Source organism: Schaalia sp. ZJ405 (assembly GCF_011038885.2).
Classification (GTDB): Bacteria; Actinomycetota; Actinomycetes; order Actinomycetales; family Actinomycetaceae; genus Pauljensenia.
In genome coordinates, this window is the sequence record NZ_CP064952.1 from 220,405 (window position 1) to 238,880 (window position 18,476).

Consider the following 18,476-nt stretch of genomic DNA (forward strand, 5'->3'; position numbering starts at 1 on the left):
ACGATGACGGAATATCTTGTCGGTATTGACAACGGGTCTCAGTCAACGAAAGTGACGATCGTTGATGCCGACGGCACGGTTTACGCAACGGGGAAGTGTCCGCTTCGACCGAATTCCACTCCGCGTCCCGGTGTTGTTGAACATCCTGATGATGACCTGTGGGAGTCAATCGGAGCGGCATGCCGCGAAGCGATGTCGCGTTTTGACGGGGATCCACGGGATATCCGCGGGATCGGTCTGTGCACGATTCGTTTCTGCCGGGCGATGCTTCGTCAGGACGGGACACTGGCCTCACCGGTGCTGTCGTGGATGGATTCGCGGGTGTCACGCCCCTACGAGGACGACGATCCGGATGTTGCTTGGGTGACGACTTCCTCGGGCTATATCAGCGTCCGGATGACGGGGAACTTCGTTGACACGGCTGCGAACTATGCGGGGATGTGGCCACTGGACATCCACACGTGGCAGTGGCTGCCTGAAGGTGAAGAGTTTGATTCCTACGGGTATCCGCGTGAAAAACTCTTTGCGCTGGTCAACCCCGGTGACGAGCTTGGGCGTGTGACCGCAGAGGCGAGCCGACACACGGGCCTACCCGAGGGGATTCCCGTCTACGCGACATCGAATGACAAAGCGGTTGAAGCATTGGGCTGCGGGATCCGCACGGAAGGTGACCTGCTCGTGTCCTTGGGCACGTATATCGCCGGAATGGCCGTGGGCACTCACGTTGCCGAGGACGCCACGGACTTCTGGACGAACTACGGCAGCGAGCCGGGTGTGTACCTCTACGAATCCAATGGGATCCGTCGCGGTATGTGGACGGTTTCGTGGATCGCTGATCTGTTGCGAACAATGGCGCGGGAGGATGAGCCGCTCGACGCCGTTGTTCGTCGCCTTGACACCCTCGCGGCTGAGGTTCCAGCGGGGTCGGATGGTCTCATGGTGCTCTTGGATTGGCTTGCCCCCACGGATCACCCGTACCGCAAGGGTGCGTTCCTTGGCTTCGATGGTCGTCAGTCGGGAACGCACATGTACCGCGCGGTCCTTGAGGCTATCGCGCTGACGATGCGTTTGCGTGTCCTGGAGATGGAGCAGGAGCTGGGAACCTCATTCCAGCAGGTTGTGCTCTCGGGTGGAGGATCGAATTCTGATCTATTCATGCAGATTTTCGCAGATGTCTGGGGGATTCCCGCTGTCCGTATGGAGATGAATAACGCTGCCGGCCTCGGGTCCGTGATCTGCGCAGGTGTGGGCTCCGGTGTCTACTCTGACTTCGCTCACGCAAGCCGCCGACTGGTCAAGAAGGGAACCGAGTTCGTGCCGAATCAGCAAAATATCGAGGTGTATCGCCGGATGCTTGCGCTCTATGAGCGTCTGCATGAAGGCCTTGACCCGGTATTTCGTCAGAGTGCGGAAATTTTTGGATAGATCACGGTCAGGGACGTTTCGTGGCGGCCTCGTCCTCGTTTCTTTGAGTGAATGATTGACGAGGACGAGGCTAAAGCCATCCTGATTCGGTGGCGATCCGCACGGCTTCGGATCGTGTACGCGCTCCGGTCTTGAGCATTGCGGCTGACACGTGGTTACGCACGGTTCCCTGACTGAGCCCGAGATCCTGTGCGACGTCGGCGATGGTGCCACCGGAACCCACGGATCTCAGGACCTCGGCCTCGCGGTCGGTCAGGGGAGAGGCCCCGCGGGTTAATGCTTCGACGGCGAGGGTTGGGTCAATGACGCGTAGACCCTGGGCGATGCGGCGAACAGCGTCCGCGAGCTGCTGCGATGGGGCATCTTTGACGAGGAAGCCGCTGGCTCCCGCATCGAGAGCGCGTTGGACGTAGCCGGGACGACCGAAGGTTGTGAGGATGAGCACCCGGGTGCTGGGGAAGCGGTCGCGAATAGCTGAACATGTGGTGAGTCCATCGAGTTGCGGCATTTCAATGTCGAGGAGAACAACGTCGATGGATGGTTCACTTGGTTGCAACCGACGCTTGTCGAGGAGTGCGAGAGTGTCCGCGCCGTTACCTGCCTGCCCGACCACGACGATGTCTGGTTCCAGGCTCAGCAGCGTGGCTAAAGCCTCGCGGACCATTACCTGGTCGTCTGCGACGATGACGTGGATGGGATCCACTGAGGGTGGTGTCATGCTGGGGCCTCCTGAGGGGCGCCATGTGTGTCGCAGGTGCGTGTCTTAGCGGCTGAGGGAAGGTCGTACGAGCGATCCATTCGGGTGAGTGTGAGGTCGAGGGTCCAGGCCTCTGATCCGTAAGGTCCGGCAGTAATCGTTCCGAAATCACCCACTCTGGAGCGTAGACCGGTAATTCCAGAGCCTTCGATGAGGTGGTTCTTCTCCGGTTTCCACAGTGCCAATAGGGGGCGTGACGATGCACCGTTGTTCCACACGGTGACCCCGTCATTGCGTAGCGTAATTATCACCGTGTCGGGGGTTGCGTGCCGTAGAGCATTGGTGATTCCCTCACGGATCACGTGAGCGACCAGTGTCGATGTGGGACCGGGAGGGGGATTTCCGCAGCGTTTAACACGGAGGGTGACCTGTGCGGCCGAGCAGAGGGTCTTCGCTGATTCCAATTCCGTTTCTGGAAGGAGCGTCCGCTGATTTGCGACGACTTGACGGACGTCGGCAAGAGCGCAGCGAGCCATCTCAGTGAGATCCTCAACCTGGCTTCGAGCGTCTTCGTAGCGCTGCGCATCGAGGAGTCGACCTGCCAGATCAGCCTTGATTGTCATCCCCGTGAGTGTCTGGCCGAGAATGTCGTGGAGATCAGCGGACATGCGGGAACGTTCCTGCTCACGGGAAAGCAGCACATCCTGTTGATGCGTGTATTCAGCCAGGCGGTCCCGATCGATGCCGAAGCGGGCCGTGGAGCACATGATCGCAGTCGTGAGGACGGCCATTAACTGATAGAGCGGCTCACCGGGGAGAATGATCGTTTCAATGCCGAAAAGAATCGTGGCAGCCAACACGAGAGGAATGAGTAGGGGGCGCGGAGTCAGGAGGATTGTCGCCGCGAAGATGTACGTCATCAGATATGCGGCCCCCGGGTTGTCCGTGATCAGACACCATCCCGCAATTGTGCATTGAAGTGCAACGAGGATGGTGTATGGCACCGCGAATCGCCAGGTGACGTGTCGGGACCTCGGTGCGGTTGGGTTAAAGACCCACATGGAGACGTACGTGGCAGCATAGAGAACAATGATGAGGAGACACGCGACAACCAGGGGGTTGTTGAAACCCACTGCGGCAAGCGAGGTGATGGGGAACGCCAAGAAGACCAGCGAGGGAAGCGCCCACATCAGGGCGATAGCAGTTTCGGAAGCATACCACCGGCGCCGAAGGGACGGTGGTCGACTCATGCGTCAGTTCTCCTCAGGTCTTTCGGGTGTCTCGCGTGGAGGTTGGGAGGGGTATTGTCCGTCGGGCGTTTGGGATGTGGGGTGCTCATGTCCTGATTGCATGTAGTCGTCGGGATTCGCCGAGGGTGAGATCCCGGGCTGGGGAGGATAGTGGTCCTGCGGTGGGAATGGCCCTGTCTGCTCGTACCCAGGATGATACCCGGGTTGCTGCTCATATCCGGGCTGTCCGTATCCGGTGTGATACTCGGGCTGAGTGGGCCATTCTGACTGTCCGTAGTCCTGGGTTGGCCACTGTTGCGTGGGAGCCGCTTGAGAGAATTGTTCCTGCTGGGACAGCAGAGCAAGCCGAGCTGCCTTCTTGTGACCGCTGACAACAAGGGCTGTGACGGCACCACCGAACGTCACAACGGCAGCCCCCAGCACGCCGGCGGCGATTCCCAGCGGTGATCGGAAGAAATCGCCGACCTGGGAGAGGATGTTAGAGCCATCCTTGAGCGTGGAATCTGTGGATGACTCTGCTGCGCCGCCACTGGATTGAGCATCCTCAGAGGGCTTCGCATCCCCTAAAGAACCGAAGAGCCCGCCTTTGCCGTCTTTGGCGACCGCACGGTAACCTCCCGCTACTTCTTCAGAAAATAGGAAGTTATCCCACGTCACGGTGTTGCCTTCGATCCGTCCACTCCCCGATGCCTCGGTGACCGGACCCGGGAATGTCACTGAGAGGGATGAAGTGAACGGATACATGTCCATGAGTGGCGCAAGTGCATCCTTCTGTTGCTGAAGCTCCTCGGCAGTGAAGACGGCAGGCACTGTGTAGACATACTGGCCATTCTCGTGCGTGAGCGTTGCCGAATGCTCGTCGGCTCCAAAGTCGCTCAGAGGGGTACGGGTAACTTTCATCTCGCACGCCGGTTGCCCTTCGTACGAGGTGAAGGAGACATCAACGTCGCTGCCGCTAGGCAGCAGACTCCTCCATTCTTTCAGTCCGTTGGCATCCAGGTTGTCCAGGGAACACACCGATTCCAGCAGGGTGTCAGGACTCAGGGGGTTGTCGGAACCCCCGAGGTCGCTGATGAAGTCGTTGGAATACCAGCCCAGAACGCTCACATCCGCGGTGTCATCTGCATTAACGGAAATGTTGATTTTGGCACCACATGCGCTGAGCATGACAGCGAGGGGAATCAGAAGAAGGGCGCTGAGCCGGCGCATCCTGCGCTGGGAAACAAAAAGCATAGTCATGGTTTCAGTATAATCTTCTGTACTGCATCCAAGAGCCTGTTTGCCGCATCGTCTTCGTCCCCGAAAACTTCAGACAACACCCGGGAGCAAGGAAACCCTCACCGGTTCGTATCCCGACGCTGAGCCCAAGCCGCGATCGCGCCGAACACGAGGACCCACGCGAGGAAATTAGCCAGCCACGTCCACCTGAAGGTCTCGAACCCGTAGATCGGTAACATCACCAGCTGGGAGATCCCATAGAACGGTGTCCACGGAGCAAGATGCTGGAAAATACTGCCCATCTGATCCAAAGGGATAAACATCCCCGCAGCGAAGGAACCGAATACCGTGATCGTTGAGGTCACGGCGAAGGCTCCGTCGGAGCGAATCGCGAAGGCCGCCGCAAGCCCCAACGCCGCCGGAAGCAGCGACGACGCAACAATAAAGAGGCCGCTGAGAACCCAGGTGCTTGCGGTCATCCGGGAGCCCGTCAAGCCTCCGACGCCGAAAACTACCGTAATGACAACGGTCGCGATTCCAACGGACGCAACAGCGCGCGCACAAATCTGTGCCGTCGCAGACATCGGGGTCATTGCGAAGAGCCGCGAAACACCGTGCGCCCGCTCCAATGCGATATTCGCTCCCATCGAGGCAACCGTCATGATCGTTCCGTAGACCGCCATGTTGAGGAGCACGGTGGCAGCGACATTCCCGTTGCCCACGTCAATGTCGGAATACTCTTGACCCGTTCCGAACATGAAGTACATGAAAATGGGCAGTGCCAGAGCAAAACCCAGTGAATAGGGATTCGTCAGGAGCTTCCAGAATGAATACCACGTGAGCAGGCCAAATCCGGACCACGGATTGCCGAGGGGACGTTCAATGACGGCAGATGGTGCGTGTGTCTCGTGGGAAAGCCCAGGGGAAGTGGTCAGAGTCATTGGGCAGCCTCCTCTTCGATTGCAGTGAACACATCTTCGAGGCTGGCCTCGCTGATGAGAAGGTTATGTGCTCCCGGGATGTCGAGCAGAACGCGGACGGCCTCGTCAACTGAGCGGGCGCGCAGCGTGAGTGTCGAACACGAGGCAGAGGTGTCCGCTGGCTCGCGTTTGCTCGTGTCGTCATGAACGGGTTTCCACTGCCAGTGACCATCGGGCAGAGCACAGGAAACGAGGGCGTCTTCGGCGCGCTGTCGCGCATCGTCGGGAATGGTGATGCACAGGGTTTTCGATTCGGCCTCGTGTCGGATCGTGTTCGTTGGGCCGTCGCGGACAATACGGCCGCGAGACATGATGATCGTTCGCTCGGCGAAGTCTTGAGCTTCTGCAAGATAGTGGGTTGCGAAAAGAATCGTTCGACCGTGTGCGGCCTGAAGACCCATGAGCTCCCAGAAGTTGCGCCGAGCTGACGCATCCATCCCGGCGGTCGGTTCGTCAAGAATCAACAGCGGGGGATTGGGCAGGAGGGCGAGGGCGAGGCGGACACGCTGCAACTCCCCACCCGACAGCTTCGAGATGCGGCGCTTGGAGAGCTCCGTCAGTCGCGTTTCGGCGAGAACATCCGCAATGGGCAGATGATCGTGATGAGTCGCAGCGAAGAGGTGAATCATCTGGGCGACCGTGTAGTCATTCATCAACCCACCCGTCTGATGGACCGCTCCCACTAGGGAACGACGGAGCGCCTCACGCGGGGGCATACCAAAGAGGTGCGTTGTTCCACGAGTCGGCGTGGTCAGGCCGAGGATCATGTCAATGAGCGTTGTCTTCCCGGCGCCGTTATGACCCAGGAGGGCAACGATCTGTCCCTGAGGAATCGTCAACGACAGTGAACGGACCGCGTGGACCGTCCCGAAGGACTTTTCTGCGTCTTTCACATCGATGGCGAATGGTGATGTGTTCATGGAAGCGACTATTGCAGCGCCGAAGACCGCTGAGAAGTGTTCTTTGATGTGGCATAACCCATGACATCTGTCATCCCGGGGTCCAGCAATTACAGTGTGTGTCATGGCAGCGTCAAAGAAACTGGTCAAAGCGAACATCAACATGACCGACGTGATTTACCGGGTCGCGAGGCTTCCCGGGGTTCGTATCGATCGGGAAGACTACCTGCGTCACGCTTTCGGACGCTACTGCACGCCCGATCAGGTTGAACGAGTCGTTGCCGCCGGACCGTCAAGCGCCGGTATCAGCGAGAAAATCATCTCCGCCGCAGCGAAGTCCTCGATCCGATATGAAACGATCAAGGTCACCAGTGTGTCGGCGCTTGCGGGTATTCCCGGCGGCCTGGCGATGCTTGGGACCGTGCCGGCCGACCTCGCACAGCTCTACGCACATATGCTTCGTGTTGCCCAAAAACTTGCCTACATTTACGACTGGCCCGACCTTTTCGACGTCGATGGTGACGAGGAAGCTGTGCAGAATCTCCTCGTGCTTTTCATGGGTGCGATGTTCGGCATCAAAACCGCAAATCAGGGGATCGCGCAGGTTATGGAACGTGTGTCTCGAAGCGTCACCGGCACGATTCCCGAGAAGGCCCTTGCCGAGGGCGTCATCGCGACGATTGCAAATAAGGTTGCCAAGACGCTGGGAATGAAGATCCCTGAAGAGTCAATTAAACGTGGAGTGGCGAAGGCTGTGCCCGTCATCAGCGCCGCAATTTCAGGTGGAGTGACATTCTCTGCGTTCTATCCCATGTCACGTCGCCTACAAAAGGATCTCATCGACATTCAACAGCTGCGTCAAGAAAGCCGTTGGGCTGAATGGGATCAGCGCGCCCGTAGTGGACCAGCAGGCGTTGACAATCCCTTTGGGCACTCCGCAGCAGGCGAAGGGGCGGGTGCCGGCGTAGACCCCAGGAGACAGGCGAATAGCGCGCCGCGCCCTGATCCTGGTACGCAGGGATCACAGACCTACCGAGGGGTTTATGGCGAACAGCTCATTCTTGACGCCGAAATCGTCGAAGATTAACGAGGGCGAGCTCGTCCTCGTCCCCCGGTGTGGACGAAAGGGGAATCCCTCACCCGGTGAAAACCCGCCACCGTCCCGGGTTTCCCCCGAGGAACGAGTGGCGGGTCTTCTCGATTCTGGCTGGAGTACCGATCCAACCGGAACAGGTTTACAAGTTGAGCTGAATCTGACGGCCGGGGACCGCCTCAATGAGCTCGCGCGTGTAGTCCTGCACCGGATGGTTGAAGAGATCATCCGTGGAGTTCATCTCGACGAGTTTGCCCTTCTCCATGACAACAACGTCGTCGGCGATCTGACGGACCACCGCAAGGTCATGCGTGATGAAGAGATAGGACAATCCCAGCTGTGCCTGCAAGTCATTGAGCAGGTAGAGGATCTGGTTCTGCACGAGGACGTCCAGGGCGGACACGGCCTCGTCGAGGACGATGACTTCCGGATTGAGGGCAAGCGCACGCGCCACGGCAACGCGCTGGCGCTGACCGCCGGAAAGCTCATTCGGATAGCGACGCATCGCCGAACGCGGCAGAGCCACCATGTCGAGCAGTTCGGACACCCGATTGATGCGCAGGCGCTTCGGATTGAGTTCCTTCTTCTCGGCGGCGCTGAGCTGACGGCCAGAGTTCTCGGCCTCAAGCAGGCGAGAAATCCATTCCTCGGGTTCGCGTCCCGTTGCCTGTGCGCGAGCAAACTCTTGCTTCGCATAGGTGAGTGTGCCGTACCCGTGGACACGCAGCGGTTCCTCGATGACTCGGAAGATCGAATACATCGGATCGAGCGAACCGTACGGATTCTGGAAAACGGCCTGGAGGCGTCGACGCAGTTGGAACAGCTCTTTATCCGACAGCTGCGAGGTGTCCTGTCCGTCAAAGAATACTTTTCCTGAGGTCGGCTCAAGCAGGTGGAGAATCATGTTCGCGGCGGTTGACTTACCTGAACCGGACTCGCCAACGACCGCCAGTGTCGTGCCACGACGCAGCGCGAAAGACACGTCATCAACAGCCCGGAGGGTCTTCGCCTCGCCTTTAGCTCCACGGATATCGAAGATCTTCGTCAAATTTTCAACGCGAATGATTTCTTCGGTTGACGTGGCACCCTTTCCGGCTCCGGTGAGTTCCTCCTCTGTCACCTGGATCCCGTGGGCGTGGGCTGATTCGATGCGCGCTGACGCCAGCGACGGAGCAGCGGAAACCAGGCGCTTCGTGTACGGATGCTGCGGATGCTGAAGGATTTCCAGTGCGGGACCGGACTCAACGATGCGCCCACGGTGCATCACCACCAGCTGCTCAGCACGCTCGGCGGCCAAACCCAGGTCGTGCGTAATGAAGAGCACCGCAGTCCCCAGTTCGTGCGTGAGCGTCCCCAGGTGGTCGAGGATGCGGCGCTGAACGGTGACATCCAGTGCGGACGTCGGTTCATCAGCGATGAGAAGCTTTGGGCGTGCAGCCATGCCGATGGCAATGAGGACGCGCTGGCGCATACCGCCGGAGAACTCGTGGGGGAACTGTTTTGCACGGCGCTGCGCGTCGGGCAGTCCCGCCTCCTCAAGAAGCTGGGCAACGCGTTGCCCGACCTCGGAGTTGGGGACAACGTGGTTCGCCTTGAGTGCCTCCTTGACCTGCCTGCCCACGCGGAGCACCGGGTTGAGGTTCGTCATGGGGTCTTGTGGAACCAGTCCGATGCCGGATCCGCGCAGTTTCACCCAGTCTTTCATCGACAGGTTCGTGATGTCCTGGCCGTCGAACTCGACGGATCCGCCGGTGACTTTACCGGTTCCGGGTAGAAGACCAATGATCGCTGCCGCCGTTGTTGATTTCCCGGAGCCGGACTCGCCGACGATGGCAACTGTCTGTCCCGGGTAGATCGTCAAATTCGCGCCGCGCACGGCAGGAACGATGCCCGTGGATGTTGTAAACGTGACTTCCAGGTTCTCGATCTTGAGCAGAGGATTCTGATCGTCGGGATGAACCTGATCCGACGTGGTGTGTGCGTCGCTGTCAGGGGACGAGGACGGACGCTGCTGCGCATCGTCACCGAGCACCGTACGGGTCACCGCGTCTTCGAGGGCGGCCTCCTGCGGTGTGGGCTGAGTGGTTTCGTCGTGTTCGCTCACTTGCGTGCCTTCGGGTCAAGAGCGTCGCGGACCGCGTCGCCCATCATGATGAAGCTGAGAACGGTCATCGCCAGCGCGAGCGCCGGGTAGAAGAGCACCATCGGGCTGGTGCGCAGCGACGCGCGAGCGGCGGAAATGTCGTTACCCCATGAGACAACTGTGGGGGGAAGACCGATGCCCATGAAGGACAGGGAAGCTTCCGCAACGATAAAAGTACCTAATGCGACCGTCGCGTAGACGATGATCGGAGCCATTGAGTTGGGGATGATGTGGCTCATGAGGATACGGAAACGCGAGGCACCCGTCGCTCTAGCCGCGGTCACAAACTCTTCGTTCTTCGCCGTCATCACGGCGCCTCGGGTGATACGAGCGATCTGGGTCCATCCGAACGCAGCCAGCACGATGACAACCATCCACACATTGCGGTTTTCCTTGAACATCTGCATGAAGACAATCGCGGCAAGCAGCAAGGGGATCGCGAAGAAAATGTCGGTGATACGCGAGAGAAGTGCGTCGAACCATCCGCCGAAGTAGCCGGCAAGAGCACCGATTGTTGCGCCGATGAGCACGACGCATAGCGTGGTGACAACACCGACGGTGACCGAGGCGCGAGCTCCGTAGATCACGCGTGAATAGACGTCGCACCCTTGGCGGTCGAAACCGAAGGGGTGTCCGTCTGTGGGGCGTCCGAGCGAGTTTGACAGCTCACAGAATCGCGGATCCTGGCTGGTGAAAAGACCGGGGAAGAGCGAAATGATGATCGCGCTGAGAATAATGACTGCGGCAATCCAGAAGAGTGGTCTGCGACGGAGATTCTTCCATGCCTCGCCCCACATGGATGCGGGAGCGGAATCGTCGGGGACGGCATCGACTGCGCCAAGACCGGTTTCGTCGATGTCGGAGACGTAGTGCGCCTGCCCGGCGCGTGTGCGCTGAATGCTTGCGGAAGGAATGAGCTCACTCATAGCGGATCCTCGGGTCGAGAACTGCGTAGAGCAGGTCGACAATCAGGTTGGCGAAAATGTAGACAAGAACAAGAACGGTGGTTACCGAGACAACGGTTGCGGGTTCACCCTTGATGATGGCTTGCCACAGCGTGCCACCGACACCGGAAATGTTGAAAATTCCTTCGGTAATGATCGCGCCACCCATGAGCGCACCCAGGTCGCCTCCAAGGAACGTGGCGACGGGAATCAGTGAATTGCGCAGGACGTGACGGGTCATGACCTGTGATCCCGGAAGGCCTTTTGCTCGGGCGGTACGGACGTAGTCCGCGTAGACGTTCTCGGATACGGCCTGACGGGTGAGTCGGATGACGTAGGCCAGCGATACACCACCGAGCACGATGGCTGGCATGGTCAGGGACTGCCACGAGACGTTGGCCCCGACGGTCGTGGGGAAGATCTGCCACTTGACACCCAGAAGGAACTGCATGACAAAGCCCAGGACGAACGTCGGAACGGAGATCAGGAGGAGGGAGAAAACAAGGATTGTCGAATCAAAGATTCCGCCGCGTCGAACACCGGCGATCGTGCCCAGGATGATGCCGAAGACTGCCTCAATAGCTAAAGCGTAGACCGCAAGCTGGATAGTGATGGGGAATGCGTGTGCCATGACCTGGGAAACTGGCTGACCCGAGAACGTTGTCCCGAAGTCAAGCGTGAAGACTCCCTTGAGGTAGAGCAGGTATTGCATCCAGAACGGCTTGTCTAAGTTGTACTCGGCGCGGATAGCGTCAGCGGCCGCTTCGGTGAGGCCGCGGTCGCCACCGAGAGCTTGGACAGGGTCACCTGGCATCAGGTAGACCATCGCGAAGATCAGGAACGTAGCTCCGAAGAAGACCGGAATGGTCTGCAAGAGCCTCCGTCCGATATAGCGCAGCATGGACAGTCCTTCTCAAGATATAGGCGGAGTTTTTACTCCGTAACGGGCACTGGTGCGAGTGGGCACCAGGGGTGTTCAATCGTCTTTTGGAGATGACCACTCTGAATCATCATAGGGTAAACAAACAGCAAACTGCCTAATCGTCGAGTAAATGTCCTGATCAGGCGGTGTTGTGGTGCAGGGCGATTCTGCGAATTTCCTATGAAATACGGTGCTTGACCGCGATGGATGTGGGGTGTTCGACCTATGTGCGTGGCGTGGACTGATCTGCCGAGGATTTCGTCGATGAGTCCTTCGACAACATGAGTCAGCGGTGTGTTTCTCCGCAACTGATTCGCGTGAGGAAACCGAGGTCTTCTTCGACGACGTATTGCCAGAGGCGACATGAGGGAACACCGAAGAATTCGGATCTGGTGTATGTGTCGCATGAGACGGACGATGACCACGGCACACGGACTACAACACAAGGACCACGGCACATGCCGGGCGTTGAAAACCACGTGTGGCGAGTGGGATCACTCCCACTCGCCACACAGTGATTCAGTCACGAGTTTCCTTGACGGTCATCGCCGCAAAGAAGCACTGCCGGGGTGCTCAGTTGAGCGAACCCCGAGTATTCAGTTCTTCGTGATATCGGTGTAGACGGGGACTGAGTGCCAGTCGAAGGTGACGTTGTTCACGCCCTCGGCCCAACCGCCAACAACGTTGGCGTACCACAGCGGGATCACCGGGAGATCCTTGAGGAGGACTTCCTGGGCCTTGTAGAGGAACTCGTTGGCCTCGTCGACGGTGGGAGCTGACGACGCCTGTGCGAGGAGTCCGTCAAATTCCTTGCTTGAGTAGTCCGTGTCGTTCGAGCCTGCGCCGGTGGCGTAGATCGGGCTGAGGAAGTTCAACATGCTCGGGTAGTCGGCCTGCCAGCCGGTACGGAACGCGCCCTTGATGGTGCGGTTTGTGATATCGGTACGCAGCGACTTGAATTCGGGGTAGGGATTACCCTCGGCTTCGATGCCCAGCGCGTTCTTGATGGAGTTCGTAGCAGCATCGACCCATGCCTGGTGTCCGCCATCGGAGTTGTAGGCGATGGTGAACTTACCCGACCACGGGGAAATCGCGTCGGCCTTCTCCCACAGTTCCTTGGCTTTCTTCGGGTTATAGGTCAGGACATCGTTGCCGGAAATGGAATCCATGAAGCCGGGAATGACCGGGGAGGAGAAGTCCTTAGCCGGGGTACGGGTGTCCTGGAAGACCTTCTTCGTGATGGTCTCACGGTCGATCGCGTAGGAGATTGCCTCGCGACGGAGCTTGCCTTCCTCGCCGGAGAAGTGCTCAAGCGACTCCGGAATCGCGAAAGACTGGAAGATTGCGGCCGGCTGGTTTACGGAACGGCCCTTGAGATCGCCCTCGTAAGTGGAGAACGCTGAGTCCGGAATGGCGTCAAGAACATCGAGGACACCGGACTGGAGATCAGCGAACGCCGCATCCAGTGAGGCGTAGAAGACTACCGTGATTCCGCCGTTCTTCGGCTGACGCTCACCCTTGTAGTCGGGGTTAGCGACCAGTTGGATTCGGGAGTTGTGTTCCCACGCATTCTCGTCCTTGAGCTTGTAGGGGCCGTTAGCGATGGGCATTTCGCCGCCAGCCTCGGGGTTTTCCAAGGTGGAGTCGGGGAGGGGGTAGAACGCCGAGTAGCCCAGGCGCAGACCGAAGTCGGAGGTCGGCTCCTTGAGGGTGACGGTAAAGCCGTAGTCGTCCTCGTCAGCCTTAAGGCCGGTGAGCATACCAACACCTTCTTTGTCAGTGCCCTCGATGGGGACGAAGAAGTTGGTGTTGAGCATGGGGCTCTTGGGATCCGTGACCTTGTTCCACGCTTCGATGAAGTTGTGAGCCTTGACCTCGGTGCCGTCGGAGAACTTCTGGCCCTTCTTCAGCTTGATGGTCCACACGGAAGAATCCTCGTTCGGCTCAATGGACTCGGCCATGTCATTGTGAGCCTCGCCCTTGGCGTCGTAGTAAATGAGTCCGGCGAAGAGCAGGTCAACAAGCTTGCCGCCACCGACTTCGTTCGTGTTACCTGGGAGCAGGGGGTTCTGCGGTTCCGAGCCATTGACCGTGATGATTGCATCCGGTGTTGCTTCGACGGTGCCGCTTTGGGAACTGGAGCTACTGCCCGCGTTTCCTCCCGAGCATGCGCTCAGGCCGAGGGCGAGGGCGGCTGGGACAACCAGCCAGGTCCTCTTGAGGTTCATGGAAGAGTCCTCCTGTTGAATGGTTAACGTTCTGCACAATGCTTTGCAGAACATGTGAGGAAGATTAACCTGATTGTCTTGTGAAAGCCTTTCCTGTCCACCATATGTGCATTACGGTTTGGTCACGAAAGGTTACGAAATGGTCAAGTTGTGGTCTGGATCGCGGATGTGCGGCGGCGCACGCAGATTGTGACAGTGCCAGACGGACAGCACACACGCGTTGTGGGGCTCCGAAAAGAAAGGGAACCCCACAACGAAGAAGACCCGGTGTGTAGCCGGCGTTAGGACTCAGACGTCGTGGACGACCGGTGCCTCGTGGAATACGCTTCGCCCTCAAGCTCCGTCCCCGACGGTGCAGAAGCTGGGGTTGCGGCCTCAAGATTCGTGCCGCGAAGCTTCGAGATCCACCGCATGAGGTGGTAGATGAGGATCGCGGAAATCGACCCCAGCGCAATACCGGAGAAAGTCATCTGACCGGCAATCAGCGTGTAGTCAGCGATCGCAACAACCATCGCAACGGCGGCGGTGTTGAGGTTGACCGGATCGGAGAAGTCAACGCGGTTCTGAACCCAGATACGCACGCCAAGCATGCCGATCATGCCGTAGAGAATCGTCGCGGCACCGCCGAGGACGCCAGCGGGAATCGTGGCAATGATCTGACCGAACTTCGGCAACATTGACAACCCCAGCGCAGTGACGGCGGCGACAATGTACGCGGCGGTCGAGTAGACGCGAGTTGCTGCCATAACGCCAATGTTTTCAGCGTATGTCGTTGTGCCGGAGCCACCGCCCGTGCCGGCAAGGATCGTTGACAACCCATCAGCGGCCAGAGCGCGGCCGGTGATGTCGTCGAGGTTCTCCCCCGTCATTGCCGCCACAGACTTGACGTGACCGATGTTCTCCGCAGCAAGAACAAGAACAACCGGTACGAAAAGACCAAGCAGAGTGAAATCGAAAGACGGCGCTCTAAACGGAGGAAGCCCAATCCAGTCAGCTGACGCAATCGCATCAAAATTCACCTCGTTGCGAATGCAGGCGGTGATGTACCCGATGATGACGCCGATGAGGATGGAGAGGCGACCGATGATGCCCTTGAAAAGGACCGTGATGAGAAGAATGGACACAATCGTCACAACAGCCGTGACCGGAGCGGTCTTGACGTTATTCCACGCCGATGGGGCCAGGTTGAAGCCGATGAGCGACACAATCGCACCGGTCACCACCGGAGGCATCAGGCGGTCAATCCAGCGCGCACCCGCGAAGTGAACAACAAGACCCACGATGAGCAGCGAAGCCCCAGCGAAAATCACGCCACCTTGAGCAAGAGAGGCCTTCGCCTCGTCGAGAGTGCCACCACCGCCAGCGACATAGCCCGTGACGGCACCGATCGGAGCGATCAATGCAAAGGAGGAACCGAGGTAGGAAGGGAGGCGGCCCGACGTGATTCCCAGGAACAGGATCGTTCCAACGCCGGTGAAGAACAGCGTCGTTGACGGATCGAAACCCGTGAGAAGAGGAACAAGGAAGGTTGCGCCGAACATTGCGACGACGTGCTGAACACCAATGCCAATGGTGCGGGGCCACGACAGGCGCTCGTGAGGAAGAACAACTTCGCCCGGTTCAATGGACGTGCCATTGCCGTGCAATTTCCAGCTGAAAAAGCCAGACTTCTTTTCGCTCATGTGGGAGCAACTCCGATCAGGTTAATGGGCATGGAGCCGGTGAACCGGTCGGAATCTCAGGTTAGCCCGTCTACGGGTCAATCCAATGAATCCCTGAGATTTTGTGAGCCGTTCCCCATGTGATCATCGCGTATGGGATCCTAGAGGCGATGAGTGCATCACAATCACGCGACACAATGCCGACGAGCCGCCACGGACGCCGCTCGTCCTCGTCCCCTGACGACCCCTACGCCGAAGGGGCGCGGACGCGGGTGGAGAACGTCCCACTCGCGGAAGAATCCTCCCAATTTCCCGGAACGGAAAACGTCCCCCTGGCTCAAGTTTTCGAGGGGCCCGGGTATACCTCGCCAGCGCGGGTAACAAACGCGCTTGCTTACCACGCCCTCAACCTGACGATCGCCGGCGTGATCATCGCGGTGCTTCTGCCGGTTTCGCTCATCCTCGGGGTCGTCGCATTGATCAAAGCGCAGCGTCTTCCGCAGAAAATTGGTGAACGAGCCGCGCTCGGAGCAACCGTCGTGTCTGCGATCGCCCTCATTCTGTGGGCTCTCGTCATTTATCTCGGCATCGTTATGTGAAACGCCTCACCGGAAACATCGCTTTTCACGAAAGTACAAGTTCTCTACAGTACAGGTATGAAACCGTTCCTCCTGGTGTCCACTCGTCCCGAAGACGAGGCAATTGAATCCGAATATCGTTCATTCCTTGCGGCAACCGGCCTGGGGGAAGAGCAGCTTGAGCAAGTCCGTATTGACATGCTCGGCCTTCCCGACGTTGACGTCACCGCTTACTCCGGGATCCTCATCGGAGGGTCGTCCTACGGCACCACAACGCGCGACGAACAAAAAACGCAGACGCAGAAGATGGTTGACAGTGAGCTTGAGCGGCTCTTTGGTGAAATCCTGCGTGCACACACCCCGTGTTTCTCCAGCGGATACGGCACAGAAGTTGCCACCGTGTACATGGGTGGAAAAGTGTCGCGGAAATGGGCAGAAGACCCGCAGATCGTCGACATTCTCCTGACAACAGGATCGTGGGATGACCCGATCTTTGAGGGAATGACCCACGAATTCACCACCTTCGTTCGCCACAGCGAGGCCGTGGAAGTCGCTCCCGAGGGCGCGGTCGTCCTTGCGAAGTCCCTGAGTTGTCCCATCCAAATGATGCGCCTGACTCCGAGCTTCTATGCGACTCAGTTCAACCCCGAACTGGATTCTCCAGAAATCGAACGCACATTGCAGCGATACTCTGACGCGGGATACCCCGGAACAGATGACCCAGAAGAGCTTCTCCACATCGGACGCACGGGATACGGTGACCATCCAGCTGCGCAACTGCTGAAGAACTTCGTGAAAATTTTCGCCAGCGCCGCGTGACGCCTCGTCAGTGATTCGTGACCAATCCCATCGACTGAGCATCCACGCTGGTTCGCGTTTTTGGTGCAGCTCCGTTTAGGATGATCCGGTGCGCTCTTACGAACGCACATAGGAGGATTCGCCTAGTGGCCTATGGCGCACGCTTGGAAAGCGTGTTGGGTGCAAGCCCTCGGGGGTTCGAATCCCCCATCCTCCGCCCCGGCCCCCGGTTCTCGGTTGAGAATCGGGGGTTTTCCGTTGCAATCATTAGGAAAAGTCCTGGGTTAGCGGACTTTTCGTGTTGGTTTTTGGGTTGTTTTTCGTTGGTATGGCGGGGGAAAGTCGGTGTTGAAGTTGGTGGTTTCCAACTTGCGTCGCGGACATTTTGTGTTGGTCGGTGGGTGTGTTTTGGTTGTGGTTGCAGTGAATAGTTGGCGTTGAAGTTGTTTTTTCTGATCGTTGAGGAATGAATATTCCTCGATGTGAAGTTTGTGGTCTTGTGATGACGCGGTATGGGTACACGTCTCGTGGAACTCAACGGTGGAGGTGTCGCGCGTGCGGCGTGTCACGGGTGGGGCGCATTGATAACACCGCGAAGCTTCTTGAGCGGTTTTTGAAGTGGCTGACATCGGGTGAACTTCAAAAGAACATGCCAGGGGCGGGACGAACGTTTAGGCGTAAGAACGAACGCTTGTGGCAGTTATGGCCTTTTTGTCCCGTCGTTGACGAAGTCCACCCAGTCGTCTTCGTTGATGGCCTGCATTTGGGCCGTCAAGCGGTCGTGTTGATTGCCTGCACCAACGAACACGTGCTGGGCTGGTATGTGGCTCGTAGTGAGAACTCCAGGGCGTGGGGTGCGCTTATGAGCCGCATCGCCCCACCCGATGTGGTTGTCACTGACGGCAGTGGTGGTTTTGAGAAAGCTCGCCGCCAACATTGGCCCGACACTAGTGTCCAACGATGTGTCTTTCATGTATTCATGAACCTGACCACAGCCACCACACGCCATCCACGCCTACCAGCCTCTCAAGAGCTTCGCCAGCTCGCCCTAGCGCTGTTGAAAGCTAAAACACCCCAATCGGCACGCCAATGGATCCGCGACTACATGGACTGGCTTCGCCGCTGGGAGGCATTCCTTGCCCAACGCACCGCAACCCCCAATGGAACCCTCGAATACACCCATGCGCGCCTGGTTAAAGCCCGAAACTCCACCAACAAAATCCTCGCAGACAAACGCTTATTCACCTTCCTTGACGACGAATGGGACATCACCATGCCATCAACCAATAACCGCATCGAAGGAGCCATCAACGCACCCCTACGCCAAATGCTGCGCGATCACAGAGGCATGAGCCTAACCCGACGCATCAAAGCGATCTTCTGGTGGTGCTACATGCACAGCCCAAACCCGCTACCACCAGCACAACTCCTCAAAACCTTCCCCACTGACAGCGACATCGAAAACACCTACCACCACGCCAGACAACACCACCAAACCGCCACATCAATCCCCCAATGGGGCGACGCAATCGTCTGGGCAGAAATCCACCACACCACCCCATACACAAATCGATGGGACTAAAGCCCCAACACAACAATTGAAACCTAAACTACCAACACATTTTGTCCGCTAACCCAAA

Annotated in this window: 15 protein-coding genes and 1 tRNA gene; 6 read left to right on the plus strand and 10 right to left on the minus strand. The window is 58.3% G+C overall.

Translation table 11 applies throughout. The features are described 5' to 3' along the window. Positions 1 to 3: 3 nt before the first annotated feature. Positions 4 to 1,425 (plus strand): FGGY-family carbohydrate kinase, encoded by a 1,422-nt coding sequence (locus tag G7Y41_RS00915; protein WP_165315717.1) that lies wholly within the window; start codon positions 4 to 6, stop codon positions 1,423 to 1,425. Positions 1,426 to 1,495: 70 nt separating this feature from the next. Here G7Y41_RS00915 and G7Y41_RS00920 read toward each other — a convergent pair whose 3' ends face one another. The 5 genes from G7Y41_RS00920 to G7Y41_RS00940 all read right to left on the minus strand — a co-directional run bounded on the left by G7Y41_RS00920 (position 1,496) and on the right by G7Y41_RS00940 (position 6,490). Next, positions 1,496 to 2,143, minus strand: coding sequence for a response regulator transcription factor (locus G7Y41_RS00920; RefSeq protein WP_165315718.1), 648 nt, complete (start codon positions 2,141 to 2,143; stop codon positions 1,496 to 1,498). Continuing rightward, positions 2,140 to 3,372: a sensor histidine kinase gene (locus tag G7Y41_RS00925; RefSeq protein ID WP_165315719.1), complete on the minus strand. Its 1,233-nt coding sequence runs from the start codon at positions 3,370 to 3,372 to the stop codon at positions 2,140 to 2,142. Before G7Y41_RS00925 ends, G7Y41_RS00920 begins: the two co-directional genes overlap by 4 nt. 3 nt (positions 3,373 to 3,375) lie before the next feature. Next, positions 3,376 to 4,611, minus strand: a complete 1,236-nt coding sequence (locus G7Y41_RS00930; RefSeq protein ID WP_165315720.1) for an LppM family (lipo)protein — start codon at positions 4,609 to 4,611, stop codon at positions 3,376 to 3,378. A 98-nt stretch (positions 4,612 to 4,709) separates the two neighbouring features. Beyond that, entirely contained in the window at positions 4,710 to 5,531 is an 822-nt protein-coding gene (locus G7Y41_RS00935; protein ID WP_165315721.1) for an ABC transporter permease, read from the minus strand. Then, a complete protein-coding gene (locus G7Y41_RS00940) occupies positions 5,528 to 6,490 on the minus strand; it encodes an ABC transporter ATP-binding protein (RefSeq protein ID WP_165315722.1) in 963 nt (320 codons plus the stop codon). Before G7Y41_RS00940 ends, G7Y41_RS00935 begins: the two co-directional genes overlap by 4 nt. Before the next feature lie 103 nt (positions 6,491 to 6,593). Here G7Y41_RS00940 and G7Y41_RS00945 point away from each other — a divergent pair, with 103 nt between their 5' ends. Next, positions 6,594 to 7,556, plus strand: coding sequence for a hypothetical protein (locus G7Y41_RS00945; protein ID WP_165315723.1), 963 nt, complete (start codon positions 6,594 to 6,596; stop codon positions 7,554 to 7,556). A gap of 148 nt (positions 7,557 to 7,704) precedes the next feature. Here G7Y41_RS00945 and G7Y41_RS00950 read toward each other — a convergent pair whose 3' ends face one another. The 5 genes from G7Y41_RS00950 to G7Y41_RS00970 form a co-directional block, all read right to left on the minus strand. Next, positions 7,705 to 9,666, minus strand: coding sequence for a dipeptide ABC transporter ATP-binding protein (locus G7Y41_RS00950; protein WP_231367327.1), 1,962 nt, complete (start codon positions 9,664 to 9,666; stop codon positions 7,705 to 7,707). Further along, the gene (locus G7Y41_RS00955) at positions 9,663 to 10,631 is read right to left on the minus strand and encodes an ABC transporter permease (protein WP_165315724.1); all 969 of its coding nucleotides are present in this window, start codon (positions 10,629 to 10,631) and stop codon (positions 9,663 to 9,665) included. The genes G7Y41_RS00950 and G7Y41_RS00955 overlap by 4 nt, the downstream gene beginning before the upstream one ends. Continuing rightward, positions 10,624 to 11,550, minus strand: a complete 927-nt coding sequence (locus G7Y41_RS00960; RefSeq protein ID WP_165217202.1) for an ABC transporter permease — start codon at positions 11,548 to 11,550, stop codon at positions 10,624 to 10,626. Before G7Y41_RS00960 ends, G7Y41_RS00955 begins: the two co-directional genes overlap by 8 nt. A 617-nt stretch (positions 11,551 to 12,167) precedes the next feature. Beyond that, complete coding sequence (locus G7Y41_RS00965; protein WP_165315725.1) at positions 12,168 to 13,799, minus strand: peptide ABC transporter substrate-binding protein; 1,632 nt, start codon at positions 13,797 to 13,799, stop codon at positions 12,168 to 12,170. A gap of 281 nt (positions 13,800 to 14,080) precedes the next feature. Next, a complete protein-coding gene (locus G7Y41_RS00970) occupies positions 14,081 to 15,481 on the minus strand; it encodes a uracil-xanthine permease family protein (RefSeq protein ID WP_165315726.1) in 1,401 nt (466 codons plus the stop codon). Between the two features lie 149 nt (positions 15,482 to 15,630). Here G7Y41_RS00970 and G7Y41_RS00975 point away from each other — a divergent pair, with 149 nt between their 5' ends. From G7Y41_RS00975 to G7Y41_RS00990, 4 genes are all read left to right on the plus strand, one after another. After that, positions 15,631 to 16,059, plus strand: coding sequence for a DUF4190 domain-containing protein (locus tag G7Y41_RS00975; RefSeq protein WP_165315727.1), 429 nt, complete (start codon positions 15,631 to 15,633; stop codon positions 16,057 to 16,059). Between the two features lie 57 nt (positions 16,060 to 16,116). Then, a complete protein-coding gene (locus G7Y41_RS00980; protein ID WP_165217210.1) occupies positions 16,117 to 16,857 on the plus strand; it encodes a glutamine amidotransferase-related protein in 741 nt (246 codons plus the stop codon). 111 nt (positions 16,858 to 16,968) lie between these two features. After that, positions 16,969 to 17,053: transfer RNA gene (locus G7Y41_RS00985), tRNA-Ser, on the plus strand. Between the two features lie 249 nt (positions 17,054 to 17,302). After that, positions 17,303 to 18,418: an IS1249 family transposase gene (locus G7Y41_RS00990; RefSeq protein ID WP_196819463.1), complete on the plus strand. Its 1,116-nt coding sequence runs from the start codon at positions 17,303 to 17,305 to the stop codon at positions 18,416 to 18,418. Positions 18,419 to 18,476 lie beyond the last annotated feature (58 nt).